Here is a 13,818-nt window from a genome sequence, read left to right as displayed (position 1 = left end):
GCAAATGCATTTCATCCATAAGCTATCAATGTATAGTTAGTTGTTGTAAATAATTCGAATCGGATTTTTTAAGGTTTCCTCACGGCTGTAGTAACGCACTTTGACATAGTAATCACCCGCTGCTGGCACTTTGTTGTATACCGGCGCATTGGCCGGGCCTGTCAAACGTCCTTCAATATTATTCAGGCTAAGATTCATATAAGCACTTGCAACAGATGGGGGATTTGCCGTAGAGGCTTGTTTAAAAGGATATTCTTTTCCATCTTTATCCACTAAGCTGGCACGTGCTAGTTCCAAATCACTCTCATAAGTAGCAATATAGGGGTAGCTAATGAGGTTGTTGTAAATGTAAAGAGTATTGGTGGTATACCAGTTAGATTGGTCATATATAACTGGTGCGTTTGGATCTGAACTAATCTCTTGCACATGGAGTGCCGGCTGGTCACTCTTGACGATCAGCGTATAGGTCGCTGTACTACCATCAGTAGCGGTAACAGGGTATTCAATCGTACGCCCTTTGGCAAAATAATCAACCATATTTGTAATCAGGGTATCCGTACCTTGTTTTAGCGTAGCACCTGATGCGACTTTTATTTCGGGTTCTAGACTGGTCATATAAAGTCCCTCTGGAAGGGTGACCGTAATGGTCTTGGTTTCATTGTCTATGGCGCCGATGATTTCTTTGCTCGTATTGACAATCTTGAAACTGCTGATCCGGGCCTTGCTCTCCTGCTCGAAGGGCTGAGTCTCGGTTTTTGTACAGGAGCTTGCCAATAAGCTGCTGATGAAAACGCTCGAGGCGATGACAAATTTGTGTGTGGTTAATAACTGATTTTTCATTTTAGTTGAGAAAAGAACTGGTACCAGCATGGCTGGCACCGGATTTAAAATTTACAATTCTTATTACAAAATAAGGGTGTCAAGGCTTGTTATAATTTCTTATAATCAAAGCTCATAAACGGAAAGTTTGTTGCTGCGAAACCCGAATTTGGAGTTTCATCTTTGTACACACTATTTAAACGCAATTTCCATAATTCATGGGTTGTTTTATTTTCCAGAATATATGTCCTTGGGCCATAGCTGCTCATAATATGATTGCTAATGTTATAGATATACCAGCCAGTACTGCTCGGATTGCCCGTTCCATTTGTACTGTTGGAAGCGGCTGTACCGTTTGAAATTAAATTTGCATCATCAGGCAATGTTGTCACCGATTCAAATGCGGTGTTTACGTAATACAGGTCATATTTCGTGGTATTTACCGTCAAACTTGCATTTGCTGTACCACTAAATTGAAAATCATAACTAGTAGATGTACCACCATCATTGGTAATCAAGCTGTAGTAATAGGTGCTTGCTGGGTTTTTCCATTGTGTTGTGTCCACCAAATCAGGCACCGTACCTTGGTGGAAATTCCGAGCACCATAGGTGCCTGTAGCGATGGTTTTTAAATATCCTTTTGTACCGGTTGCGGTAAAGTTTACCGTACCGCCAATTGTCGTCGAAGGCGTAACAGCACGTTTGCTGAGTGATTGCTCTTCAATATTAGGAGCAAGTGAATTGTCTTTACTACATGATGTGGTCATGCCAATCGCGGCAAGACCTAAGGCAATGGATAAAGTTGTGAATTTGATTTTCATTTCTTTTTCGTAATTTTGCCACTTCTACAGTGGGCTAGTTAATAAATATATGTTAATTAGTCAATTTGTTACCGGATGTACCTCGACCGTATATCCGGTTTTTTTTTAAGAATTGTACTGTTTAAGGCTTTATCTCAAATGTTTTACTGCCTTTGGGCACAAGGACATAATCAAAAGAGATAAATACATGGGGAGAACTTTTGAACCATTGTTCAGGTTTTAAAAGATCCTTATACATGGATAAAGGCTTAATCTTGGCGTAGTTACCTTTTGCCGTACGAACAATTAACGTCCGTGGTTTAATTACTTTTCCGTTAAGTAATGTCAGCCCATTTCCAAGCGCATAAGCAACATGTTCAGTTTCCCTGTTTGAAGTATGTTGTTTGACTAAGATTCCAAAAAAATCGTATAAACACCAGCCTACACCATTTCCCTCATCTCCATTCTGATCCATCCCGATCGCATCGCCGATCACCTTGAATTCAGCATCAGCTGGCACTTCCGTTACTTCGTCGAATGCTTTCTCGACGATTAGGATACCACCAGTAGCGTTGTTACCATAACCAAAATTACTGTTGTTTGCCCCATTATTTCCAGAAACATGGCTGTTGAAGATATTGCTGAAGGCAATGTCCCAGTTACGTGTTTGTCGGTGGGTTTCTGGTATACCTTTGTTCGTCTCCAGGCTATAATAGACAGTAGGAGCGGCGTTGTTACCATCGTTTTTGTCTGTGGCGGCAAAATCGCGTACTGTAATCAATTTATTGTAAAGTCCTGTATTGCTTTCTTCTTCTTTTGGCGGTTCAACAACAGGTTCTGTTGTCGGATCTGACTTGCTGCAAGCGGTATTGATTGCTAGACCAATGCAGAGCAATGCAATGTACTTTGTTCTGGTAAGCTGTCTTGATATATTCATGTGTTATATTTATATTTATTTAAAATCATTCTAAATAATAGTAAAGGTAAAGAGTTTAGCTTATTACTTGTGTATGAAAAATGATATTTTATATATTAATTTTGGTTTTAGCTGATTAACAATAAACAGGCAATAGGGAGATTTTCCCTGTTGCCCATTGTCTTATTTGAATTCTTGGTAATCGATGGAATAGAAATAATAGTTTCGCGGAGCTATTTCTTGTTCGGGCTTTTCGTTTTCATAGACACTATTCATCCTGATTTTGAAAAAGGGCCTATTATCTTTTGATATAATAAGTGTTCGGTTAGCAACCGCTAGAATCTGATGATTTGGACTACCTGTATAATTCGACCAACCAATTACATTCGGCCTGCTTGCCATTTGAAGTCCTAATAAATTATTTGCAGCCGCAATGAACTGGTCGTTGGCTTTAACCTCGTCAAATGCCTTGTCTATATAGGACAGTGTATATCCTTTAGTGCTATTGGTGACGAAGTCTACATTTGTCCCCTTTGCATTTATGGAAACTACAAAATCTGCCGCGGAAAGTCCGTCGTTCTCTTTAAAATCAAAATAAAATGTTTCTGCTGCAGTAGTAGTTGCTTTACCATCTTCACCAATCGTAAACTGTCTAAAATTGCGCAATGAATAAGTTTTTCCCGTACGTTTGATGGTCCCCTGTGTATTGATCGTTTTGGAGACTTTGGTCAAATCGACAGTTTCACCGTCCTTTACCATCACTTTAGCTTGATATTCTGGTTCAACTTGCTCTACCTTATCATCATCCTTGTTACAAGAAGTAAACCCCAAACTCAATGCACATACAAGTGCTGCTGTTGTAAATAATTTGTTCATCTTTAATTTAATTGTGTAATTTTTCCTTATTTATAATGTGTTTGTATTTAAGTTTTTACTGCCATCTTCCTGCACATAATATTTAAAAGTGTAGTAGGGGGCAGGCCAGTTCATATTGGTCACTGCTGAGGGATTTCCCTTATAGGCATTGATCAATTGTAATTTGGCATATTTGCCATCGGGCAGGCGAATGGCATAGGTACGGTTCGGCAGGGCCTGCATAATATGCGTACTCAGGCTATACTGAAACCAGCCCAGCGATTCAGAGTTGGACGCCCAGCCGATTTTACCGGTGCCGCTTTTATTGAATTCTTCATCCGAAGGGGCGACCGTAAGGCTTTGGTAAGACTGTTTTAAGAGCATAACAGCTGTATTGTTGGCTTCACCCTGATAACCGGGATTGAATTCATCCACGGCATTATTGACAAAGACTTCGGAATTATAAGGCCCTGTGAAAGCAATATCCCAGTCTTTGGTCTTCAGCCATTGGGCGGAATCCGCCTTTGTCTTGATCCAGATTTGCTTTTGATCTTTAAAGCGAAATAGAAAGGTGTAGAATGGCCGTTTTTCCTTGCCCTCGGCTCCATCTCCCATGGCAGCGTCGGTATCGCCCGCCAGATCTTTAATCACGATGCTTTTGCCATCTTCCAATCCAATCGTATAGTCTTTGTCCTTCCCACAGGATAGGAGCATCAGCGCCAGAAAACCTGAAAAAATACAGCGTCCGAGCTTATGAAACGAAAGCCATATACTACATTCTGCTATAATGATGTTAATTGTTCTCATTGTTTGTCTACTTTATCGTATTTCTCTTTAACTTTAATCTCCAATCTCCAATCGCTAGTCCTTCATCCATCGGTAACTCACTCCGCCCATAATGACCCGTCCGGGCTGTCCTAAGAGATAACGGCTGGTGAAATTGAATAGGTTATCGCCGATCAGTCGGAGGGTTAATCTCCGGTTCATCAGACTTTTTTCGATCGTCATATTCAGGAGTGTATGGTGGGGGATAAAGATGTCGTACTTGTCAATAAATTGATTCCCGTTATATTCCTGAAAGGGGGTCTTTCCGCGAAAATTAATACGGGCATTGACGTTGACTCCCCAGGGCTTGTATTCGTACTGTGCTTTGAAATTGACCATATGGCGCGAGCGATTTTCAATACCCCAATAATCTGATTTTTTGCTTTGCCGATAAAGATCAGTGGCTGCATCATTGATCTGATTATAGGGGTAGTTGCCCGCTGCAATGCTATCCAATACACTGAGATCCTTTGCGATCAGGTATTGATAACCCATGGATAATTGCAGATCCCTGGTTGCCTGATAACTCATCGAGACTTCAAAACCTTTGTTCATCGCCTTCGGCAGGTTTCGGTAACTGTAGATCTGGGCGATACTGGTACCATTGCCCACACTGACCGTATTGATCTGATTGTTGATCCGATGATAGAACAGGGAGAGATCTGCCTGAAATTTGCCGGAAGGATTCCAGGTCAGCCCAATATTGTTGGAAAGGCTAGTTTCGGCCTTGAGGTTTCCTGCAACTAAATTCAGCATATAACTATTTTTATAGCTCAATTCACCCGCTTGGTCCATGGCGGCAATAACGTCGGCTACCCGTTCGCTTCCCACCACAAGATAGTTGGCGGCTGGGTTGAAGAAGACCTGATAGCGCATCTTGTAGTCTGGCGCTTTGAATCCTGCACCAACCCCGCCTTTAATCAATAGGGTTGGACTGATATGGTATTGCAAACCTAAACTTGGACTCAAATGCCCATTGTACACATTGGTGTGGTCATAACGTAGACCTAGTGTCGTAAGAAGACGATCAAAGGGTTTCCACTCGGTTTGGAGGTAGGCAAATGCACTATTCAATGAGCGTTTGGCATCCAGGTCCTGATTGTCCATTTGCTCCACACTGCCGCCTATTCCACCGGTGAACTTAAGTTGTTGCACCGGGCTGTAGGCAAACTGCTGTTCGATGCGGTGTACATTTTGGCCAAACTCCTCAGCGCTGGCCAAAACCCCTTGTTGCAGCCACTGTGCCGCAATCTGCGAATGGAATCTGGAAAAGTAATATCGTGTCATGCTGCGCAGACCCGAATCAAAATTGTGGTCGTAGCTGGCCGATAGATTAATGTCCTGATCTTTTTGTTTATCCTGTAGCGTTCTATCCTCCGACCAGGCATTGATCATTTCGGATTCACGCGCTGCAAATCGACCCGTGATGCCCAACGTCCCCTGTTTACTGGTGCGGTAGCGTACCCGTCCCTGAAAGCTATAGTTGGTATAGGGGGGGAAGGTTGTACTCTTTGAATCCAGATACTGCTTGTCTGTATTGAACCCATCCGTACGGTAATAGTTGCCGGAGACAACAGCGCTGCCCCGTTGATTGGAAAATGGTGTTTCTCCCTCCAATGTTGCATCAACAGTATTTAATGTGCCGTAGAGTAGCGAAGCATGTGCTTGTGGGGTAATGGCGCCATGACGTGTGATGATATTGATGGCACCGCCAAGTGCATCGCTGCCGTATAAACAGGAGGATGCTCCCTTAATGATCTCAATGCGTTCGATATTGGTCACTGAAATACGCGAAAGGTCAAAATTACCGCTATTACGGCCAAGCATAGGCTGCCCGTCGACCAAGACCATGACATAGTTGCTGCTAAACCCCTGAATTTGCACACCTACAGCTCTTGAGCCACCTGCAATATCGTTTACAACGGCAATACCGGTCTGCTCTTTCAGCACTTCGTCTAACCTCCGGCTCCCCATAAGTTCAATCTCCCTCTTGGTAATGACCTTGACCGGCATAGCTGCGTTTTCAGCTTTGATCAAGTTATCAACGGCTTCCAATTTACGGTTGACCTCGACCTCGTCAATCTGGCGGTTATCGGTTTGTAAAGTGATGGTGAGTTGCTGGTTTTTATCCGTCAAGTCTACAAATTGACGCAGTTCCTTATAGCCTAATGCTTGTGCGACAAGTTCATAACGGCCGGCATAGAGTTTGTTAAATTGAAATCTCCCTGCGGTATCTGTTTTAAAAGCATATTTATCTGGATAAAGATAGACGGTCGCATTGGCGACGCCTTTATTGGATTCGTTCTTTAATACACCCGAGATTTTCCATTTTTCTTGTGCTTGCACAGTGTAGATCTGGCAGGCGCATAGGGCTATCAGGGTGCTTGTTCGAATAGAAGAGAGGCTTTTAAACACTATTTTTATTTTTAATCATTCTAAATAATGTTACAAAAAAAGGCAATACTATTGGATTTTTCTATATGCAAATTGTCATAAATTCTATTTAATTCGATTTTTATTATCCATAAAGGGGGCGGTATTGTGTTTTATTTGCCTGTTTTACAGTTGTATATCTTATTTTTCTTGCTGTTTGTGTTTATTTATAGGGATTGAAAATAATTTGTATTTAGACTGATTATTGATTTGTTTTGTAGTCAACTAACAGTTGCTGTGCCGGAAATTGGAATCAAAATCCTGTGCAGTTTTAAAGAAGTTAAAGAAAGAGATGCGTAGAATTTACTTATTTATGCTATGTTGTTTGCTGCATACTGTCGGATGGGCAAACGCGCAGCAACGGATTATTACATTGAACAGTTCGCTGACGGAAACAATTTATGGGCTTGGTTTAGGTGATCGCATGATCGCAACAGATGTGACCAGCATCTCCCCAAAAGCTGCAGCGGCATTGCCACGGGTGAGCAAAAACCGTTCTGTCTCTGCCGAGGGATTATTGTCTTTTAAACCTACGCTTGTTCTGGCAAATGAGGGGGATGTGGCCAATGCGGTCATTCAGCAGATCCGTGGTGCCGGTGTAAAGTTTATTGCGGTAAAGCCAAATTATTCTGCTGCTGGTGCTTTACGCTATATACGGGATGTGGCGGATGCGGTCGGAGAGCCATCCTTAGGGAAATCTTTGGCATCACGTACGAAATTAAGTCTGGATCATACGCTAGCATTGGTGAAAAAAGAAAATAAGGGTAAAGCAGTTCCGAAAGTATTGTTTTTGTATGCGCGCGGAACAGGGACAATGAGTGTCGCGGGAAAGGGTAGCAGCCTGGATGCGATGATCAATTTAGCCGGTGGAAAGAACGCTATACAGGAATTTTCGGATTTCAAGCCGTATACGACAGAAGCATTGGTGCAGGCCAATCCAGATATTATATTACTGTTTGATTTTGGTGCGAGTAGCTTAGGTGGAAAAGAAGCTATTCTTAAATTGCCGGGGATGCGTATCACGAATGCTGGCAAAAATGAGCGTTTACTGGTGATGAATGCCTCTTTACTGGTCAACTTTAGTAACAGGTTACCTGATGCGATCTTGGAGCTGCACCGTGGATTTGGAAAAGTAATGGATTCAAAATAGGTCAGGTGCAGAAGAAACAAAAGTTAATATTGCTGGCTTTGAGCCTGATATTGTTTATTACATGTATTGTTGCATTAGGTCTCGGAGCTTATCATATACCTCCGGGGGATATTTTATCCATGCTCATGCAGAAGCTGCATTTGTCTGCAATTTCTAACCAGGACAGCATGCATGCCGACGTTTTATTTGAGATCCGCATGCCACGTTTATTACTGGGGCTTTTGGTCGGAGCCGCCCTGGGTATCTCGGGCGCTGCCATTCAGGGAATTTTTCGAAATCCGCTCGCAGAGCCCGGGTTAATCGGTATTTCTTCTGGCGCCTCCTTGTTCGCCGTACTGATTATCGCATTTGAAACGTTTCTGCTGACTTCGCTTTCAGCGTGGCTAGGTTATTATATTTTGGCTTTTGGTGCTTTTGTCGGTGCCGGGCTGACCGCATTTTTGGTGTATCGTATTGCCAGTAAAAATGGCCGCCCCAATGTGACGACGATGCTGTTGGCGGGTATCGCCATCAATGCATTTGCGGGCGCGCTTACAGGTTTGATGACTTACATGTCTACAGAGCAGCAGCTCCGCACCATTACGTTTTGGATGCTGGGCAGTCTAGGGGGTGCAACCTGGGACAATTTATTGGCCATAGGTCCTTTTATAGGTATCTCCCTGTTTATTCTTCCATTTTTTGGGAAGTCTTTGAATGCATTTGCCCTGGGCGAACTTCAGGCTGATTTATTGGGGATGCGCACTGATCGTGTAAAAAGATGGGTGGTCATTTTATCGACTTTGGCTGTCGGTGCCTCGGTGGCGGTATCGGGAATTATTGGTTTTGTAGGACTTATTGTCCCGCATACGGTACGTCTGATGGGAGGACCAGATCATCGTTTTGTACTTCCGGGCTCACTGCTTTTAGGGGCTCTGGTGCTGACGCTGGCAGATGTTATCGCTAGGGTATTGATAGCGCCGATCGAATTGCCTATCGGTGTGATTACGGCCCTGTTGGGGACGCCTGTATTTTTGTATATTTTAATCAAGGATAAATAGCCTTCGTTCGGATGTTTAAATACTATTTTTTATGTTGCGTGTAGAGAAAATCAACTATGAGGTGAAAGGCCGAAAACTACTGAAAGACATTACCTTTCAGGTGCGTAAAGGGGAGATTTTAGCTGTGCTTGGAGCCAATGGCGCAGGAAAGTCTACCTTGATGGGACTCCTTTGCGGCGAAAAGAAGCCTGATTCCGGGCAGATTCATTTCAATGGTAAATTGTTGTCTGCCTATGACGCTGCGACATTGTCCAAATGCAGGGCGCTCCTGAGCCAGCAGCAACAGATGACATTGAGTTTTAAGGTGGAAGAGATCGTATTGATGGGGAGGTATCCGCATTATAAAAATACGCCCACAGTACGTGATTACCAGGTGGTGGCCGAAACGATGGAGCTCTGTGGTGTCACGGCATTCGCTGACCGGGATTTTTTGAGCCTTTCGGGTGGGGAGCAACAACGTGTTCATCTCGCGCGTGTTTTGGCACAGATCTGGGATAGTCCCGATTCGCTCCTGTTACTCGACGAACCTATTTCAGCCTTAGATCTGCATTATCAGCAAAAGGTGCTGGCGATTGCTCGTGCATTGGCCCGAAAAGGATTTATGGTTATTTTGATTGTGCACGATGTCAATTTTGCCGCAATGTATGCCGATCGGATTTTGATGCTCAAACATGGACGTAAGCTTTTTCACGGTACACCGGTGGAGGTGCTGGCCCAGAAAGAAATCTATACAATTTTTTCGGTGGAATCAAATGTGATCATGAACCCCCGCACATTAAAACCGTATGTACAATTGGAAGAGATGGAGATTGATCTGGAATTATTTAGATAGATTATAAATAATTTTTAATTACCATCCTAATTTGTTAATTTTAACTGCTTCGGGCTTATTTGGATTGAAATCATGTTGGTGAAAAGTAAAATAGTTGAGTTGGCTGATTGGCTTTTTGAAGAAGAAATTCCAGACGGCTATGTGCCTGACAAACCTTTGGTAGAAAATAAAATCACAATCCATACGGAGCCTGTTCACATGGAAAATTTTCAGCTCTCAACCTCGGGCTTGTTCATACTGCATTCGAAAATGCAATTTGACCGGCCTGTTCAGATATTGACCGAGATCGAAGGGGAGACCATTACCAGTCAATTTATATTCTTTAAACCGGTGGACAGTAAATTGCCCTACGGTATGAGCAGGCACAATATCCGGTATATACCTTCGGTTAAATCGGTTCATCAAGTGGAGCCGGGTATTGAGTATACGTATTTTATTGCTGTGATATCCAAGGAATATTACCTGAACCTTATTAAGCGGGATTCGTTGTTGCACCAGCAGTTTGTGCATGAAATAGAAAAAGGGGAGTATACATCGTTTTCAGAAGAAGACCTGATGGCAACTTATGAGATGCAGCACACCATAGCCGAACTCATCGAATCGAAGAAAAAAGGTGAGATACGTCGGCTGCATACCGAGTCTCGTATTGTTGAATTGCTGATGTACCAATTTGAGCAGTATAACGAGAAAAATGATCAGGCCGTTTCATTGTTCCATGACGAAGACGTGCAGCGACTGGAGCTGGCCCGGCAGATTCTCGAACAGCGTATTGCCAATCCGCCGACACAAAAAGAACTGGCGGCAGAGGTGCTGACAAGTGAAAGCAAGCTGCGAAAGGATTTTAAAGAATATTTTTCAGTGACAATCCACGATTATCTCACCCGAATCCGCATGGAAAAGGCCAAAAGTTATCTATTGGATGATAAGATGACCGTTTATGAAGTGGCTTTGCTGACCGGATATGGTCATCAGAATAACTTTAGCAGTGCGTTTAAAAAATACTATGGAATCTCACCGGGTGAACTTAAAATGTAATTAGCTGTTCTTTAGCGGCAGGATTATTTCATCGTGTAAAGCATAGCAATCATACTCCTGCGGCATTCTTCGGCTATCAAGTCCCGTAAACTTGCTAAATGCCGGTAGAATAATCTGCTGTGTGGAGACCCAGAAGCAGGGCAGACGGAGATGTTTATTGGGCGGAAGCTTGATACGGATGCCCGGATGAATATGTCCACTGATGGTGAAAGCCGACGGATCTATGATCGGTTCATGTACAAAGGAGATCTGCTCCAGCTCGAATTTGTCGTGGTGATAAATCAAATCAACCTGCTCAGCTAATTTCTCCACCTTTCTATCATGGTTACCCACGACCAGATGAAAATTGAGATCAGCATATCTTTGTTTAAACGCTGCAAGCAGAAGGACTTCCTGATTGATTCCTGCATGAATCAGGTCGCCGACGACCAAAACGTTCTCCGCCCGGTAGTGATCAATTAGCGCAGCTAGTCTGTCGAGATCCCGGCTAGATGTATCTGAAGGAATAGGAATTCCATGTTTACGGAAATGTGCGGCTTTACCAAGATGAAGGTCGGATAGAATGAGGGTGTTCTGCTTCGGCCAAAAGATCGTACGTTGATTGTTAAGGATGAGTGTTTGTTTATTGAATGTAATGTGCTGTTCCTGTATATTCATTTTCTTCGTCCACGTTTTGATTTATTTGCATGCTCCATGCGTTGAATCCGTTCGATCAACGCTTCACTAGAAAGGGACTGACGTAAACTGTCCACTTTGATCGGAAAACTCAGCGGTGTATATTCCTCTGCAAAGGTATAGATGATTTGGCTATTGTTTATTCTTTCAAATGCTTTTATCAGACGGTATTCCTCCAGTTGTTGGTTGAACACTTCGGTGAAGGCCTGCTTTAACAATAGATTGTCCGGATCATGATCCATTAAAACACGAAATATAATACCCGAGGAAGCTTGCAAGGATTTGTTGTTTTGTTGGGTTCCGGGATAGTTTTGTATCACCAATCCGGAAATTACAGCAATATCGCGGAATTTGCGGCTTGCCATTTCAGCGGAATTGATGCTACTGATCACGTCCTGCATAAGATTCTCCCGGCTCAGTACCTCGGTTAATTGTGCGTGATCCAATTGAATTTCTTTGTCGGAATAAAGTTCGAAGCCATAGTCATTCATGGCCATGGAAAAACTAATGGGATAGCGTTTGCTGATGCGGTAAGCGACGAGGGCAGCCATGACTTCGTGGATCAATCGCCCTTCCAGCGGATAGAAAAACAGATGATGCCCTTCTCTGGTCTTGATGTGTTCGACAAGAAATTGTGATTCATTGGGCACGGCCGAAAGGCTTTGCTGCTTCTGGATCAACGGCGCCAGGAAGCGCAGTTCTTTTTCCGTGTTGTCGGGACTTATTGCTTCTGCAAGTTTTTTACGCAAAAAATGGCTCAGGTTGGAAGAAAGTGGTAATCTGCCTCCCAGCCAACTCGGTGTGATGGCCTTACCAGATGAATTTCTGACAAATACAGTCATATCCTTGACCATAACAAGTTCGAGAATCCGGCCAGCAAGGTTAAACCGTTCGCCTTTCTTCAATTTACTGATAAAATATTCCTCAATCATACCAATATATCCGCCCGAGAGAAACTTTACGCGCATCATTGCATCACCAACAATAGCACCGATATTCAGCCGATGGAGCAGGGCGATGCGCCTATTTTTTATTATCCAATTGCCATCATTGTCCTGTACTACTTTGTGAAATTCCTCATAGCGTTTGCCAATTTTGCCGCCTGCGGTGATAAAATACATACACCATTGCCATTCCTCATCTTCCATATAATGGAACGCATGGGTCCGGGCAACGATCTGATGGAGTTCTGTTGATTGGAAGCCGCCTCCGAGCGCTATTGTGACCATAAACTGTACTAACACATCGAAACTCTGGACCATGGGGTCGCGGTTTTCTATCGTTTGGGTTTTGACAGCTTCCTTTAAAGCGGCAACTTCGACGAGTTCCAGGGAATGTGTCGGAACGAAGTAGATAATGGATGTTTCAAAAGGGCTGTGGCCACTTCTTCCGGCGCGTTGCATAAATCTGGCGACACCTTTGCTGGATCCGATTTGAATCACGGTGTCCACGGGCTTAAAATCCACACCCAAATCCAGGGATGAAGTAGATACCACTGCTTTTAGCTTTCCACTGCTCAGATTTTCTTCGATCCATTCGCGGATGTGTGCATCTACTGAGCTGTGATGCAGCGCAATCTGTCCCGCAAAATCCGGATGCGCCTGTAGTAATAGCTGATACCATAGTTCACTCTGGCTACGGGTATTGGTAAAAAGGATCGTACTCTTGCTTTCCAGTATAATGGGGACAACCTGATTCACGAGATTGCCTCCAAGATGCCCGGCCCAGGGAAGGAGCTCTACTTTGTCCGGATAGATGGATCTGATCGCAATTTTCTTTTTCTCCTTTGCGATAATCTGTACGCTCTTTTTTGCTGCCGGTAACAGTACATCCATCGCTTGGTCCAGATTGCCTATGGTGGCGGTGATACCCCAGATCTGGAGATCTTTATATTTATATTTTAAATACGACAATGCTAATTCTACCATGACACCGCGTTTATTTCCAATAAGTTCATGCCATTCATCTACAGTAATACATCGGATATTCCTGAAATATTTGTCCCGCTGTTTTTGAGCGAGCAGGAGATGAAGGCTTTCCGGAGTCACCAAAAGAATATCAGGCATCGCTTTGGTCTGTTGGGCTCTGATCTTTGGATCGGTGTCCCCATTCCGTACCTGTACGATCCAATCTAATCCGATATCGTCTATAGCGGTCTGCATTGCTCTGGCCAGATCCTTTGCTAAGGAGCGCAAAGGCGTGATCCATAGTAATTTTAGTCCTTTTGGGTAGCGTTGGGGATGATTCATGTAATCGATCAGGACCGCCATAAACACCGAAAATGTTTTGCCAAATCCTGTTGGGGCAATGACCATTCCGCTGTATCCCAGCATGTATCGGTCCCAGGTTTTAACCTGAAAGCCAAAAGGGGTATTGCCCAAGGATTCAAAATAACGATTGACGATCTTGAATCCTTCACTGTGTATTATCTTCTGACTCAA

The 13,818-nt window shown here is 43.5% G+C and carries 12 protein-coding genes; 4 read left to right on the top strand and 8 right to left on the bottom strand.

Annotated elements, in window-relative coordinates; all coding sequences use genetic code 11:
* Positions 1-36 precede the first annotated feature (36 nt).
* From G6053_RS16535 to G6053_RS16510, 6 genes are all read right to left on the bottom strand, one after another.
* Positions 37-840 (bottom strand): hypothetical protein, encoded by an 804-nt coding sequence (locus G6053_RS16535; RefSeq protein ID WP_165307246.1) that lies wholly within the window; start codon positions 838-840, stop codon positions 37-39.
* An 89-nt stretch (positions 841-929) separates the two neighbouring features.
* Entirely contained in the window at positions 930-1,640 is a 711-nt protein-coding gene (locus tag G6053_RS16530; RefSeq protein WP_165307245.1) for a hypothetical protein, read from the bottom strand.
* A gap of 121 nt (positions 1,641-1,761) precedes the next feature.
* Positions 1,762-2,556, bottom strand: a complete 795-nt coding sequence (locus G6053_RS16525; protein WP_165307243.1) for an HmuY family protein — start codon at positions 2,554-2,556, stop codon at positions 1,762-1,764.
* A gap of 162 nt (positions 2,557-2,718) precedes the next feature.
* Positions 2,719-3,411 carry a hypothetical protein gene (locus G6053_RS16520; RefSeq protein WP_165307241.1) on the bottom strand — a complete coding sequence of 231 codons (693 nt, stop codon included), beginning with the start codon at positions 3,409-3,411 and terminating at the stop codon, positions 2,719-2,721.
* Between the two features lie 30 nt (positions 3,412-3,441).
* On the bottom strand, positions 3,442-4,197 hold the full coding sequence (locus tag G6053_RS16515) for an HmuY family protein (RefSeq protein ID WP_146191023.1): 756 nt from the start codon (positions 4,195-4,197) through the stop codon (positions 3,442-3,444).
* Between the two features lie 54 nt (positions 4,198-4,251).
* Positions 4,252-6,630: a TonB-dependent receptor gene (locus tag G6053_RS16510; RefSeq protein ID WP_241254752.1), complete on the bottom strand. Its 2,379-nt coding sequence runs from the start codon at positions 6,628-6,630 to the stop codon at positions 4,252-4,254.
* A 310-nt stretch (positions 6,631-6,940) separates the two neighbouring features.
* Here G6053_RS16510 and G6053_RS16505 point away from each other — a divergent pair, with 310 nt between their 5' ends.
* From G6053_RS16505 to G6053_RS16490, 4 genes are all read left to right on the top strand, one after another.
* A complete protein-coding gene (locus G6053_RS16505) occupies positions 6,941-7,798 on the top strand; it encodes an ABC transporter substrate-binding protein (protein WP_165307239.1) in 858 nt (285 codons plus the stop codon).
* A gap of 5 nt (positions 7,799-7,803) precedes the next feature.
* Positions 7,804-8,835 (top strand): iron ABC transporter permease, encoded by a 1,032-nt coding sequence (locus G6053_RS16500; RefSeq protein WP_165307238.1) that lies wholly within the window; start codon positions 7,804-7,806, stop codon positions 8,833-8,835.
* A 31-nt stretch (positions 8,836-8,866) separates the two neighbouring features.
* Positions 8,867-9,667, top strand: a complete 801-nt coding sequence (locus G6053_RS16495) for a heme ABC transporter ATP-binding protein (RefSeq protein WP_165307236.1) — start codon at positions 8,867-8,869, stop codon at positions 9,665-9,667.
* A 72-nt stretch (positions 9,668-9,739) separates the two neighbouring features.
* Entirely contained in the window at positions 9,740-10,702 is a 963-nt protein-coding gene (locus G6053_RS16490; protein ID WP_108633772.1) for an AraC family transcriptional regulator, read from the top strand.
* Here the strand turns inward: G6053_RS16490 and pdeM are convergent, their stop codons facing one another.
* Together pdeM and G6053_RS16480 are read right to left on the bottom strand one after the other, a co-directional pair.
* Complete coding sequence (gene pdeM, locus G6053_RS16485) at positions 10,703-11,359, bottom strand: ligase-associated DNA damage response endonuclease PdeM (RefSeq protein ID WP_165307234.1); 657 nt, start codon at positions 11,357-11,359, stop codon at positions 10,703-10,705.
* A complete protein-coding gene (locus G6053_RS16480; RefSeq protein ID WP_165307232.1) occupies positions 11,356-13,818 on the bottom strand; it encodes a ligase-associated DNA damage response DEXH box helicase in 2,463 nt (820 codons plus the stop codon). The genes pdeM and G6053_RS16480 overlap by 4 nt, the downstream gene beginning before the upstream one ends.

Source organism: Sphingobacterium sp. DR205 (assembly GCF_011064245.1).
In the GTDB taxonomy this organism is placed as follows: domain Bacteria; phylum Bacteroidota; class Bacteroidia; order Sphingobacteriales; family Sphingobacteriaceae; genus Sphingobacterium; species Sphingobacterium athyrii.
This window is presented reverse-complemented; position numbering and strand designations above follow the sequence as displayed.

What these genes read in the sequence shown, in the direction of transcription:
- G6053_RS16535 (WP_165307246.1), bottom strand. Translation starts at nt 840, where the DNA reads ATGAAAAATCAGTTATTAACCACACACAAATTTGTCATCGCCTCGAGC.
- G6053_RS16495 (WP_165307236.1), top strand. Translation starts at nt 8,867, where the DNA reads ATGTTGCGTGTAGAGAAAATCAACTATGAGGTGAAAGGCCGAAAACTA.
- G6053_RS16530 (WP_165307245.1), bottom strand. Translation starts at nt 1,640, where the DNA reads ATGAAAATCAAATTCACAACTTTATCCATTGCCTTAGGTCTTGCCGCG.
- G6053_RS16520 (WP_165307241.1), bottom strand. Translation starts at nt 3,411, where the DNA reads ATGAACAAATTATTTACAACAGCAGCACTTGTATGTGCATTGAGTTTG.
- G6053_RS16505 (WP_165307239.1), top strand. Translation starts at nt 6,941, where the DNA reads ATGCGTAGAATTTACTTATTTATGCTATGTTGTTTGCTGCATACTGTC.
- pdeM (WP_165307234.1), bottom strand. Translation starts at nt 11,359, where the DNA reads ATGAATATACAGGAACAGCACATTACATTCAATAAACAAACACTCATC.
- G6053_RS16490 (WP_108633772.1), top strand. Translation starts at nt 9,740, where the DNA reads ATGTTGGTGAAAAGTAAAATAGTTGAGTTGGCTGATTGGCTTTTTGAA.
- G6053_RS16525 (WP_165307243.1), bottom strand. Translation starts at nt 2,556, where the DNA reads ATGAATATATCAAGACAGCTTACCAGAACAAAGTACATTGCATTGCTC.
- G6053_RS16515 (WP_146191023.1), bottom strand. Translation starts at nt 4,197, where the DNA reads ATGAGAACAATTAACATCATTATAGCAGAATGTAGTATATGGCTTTCG.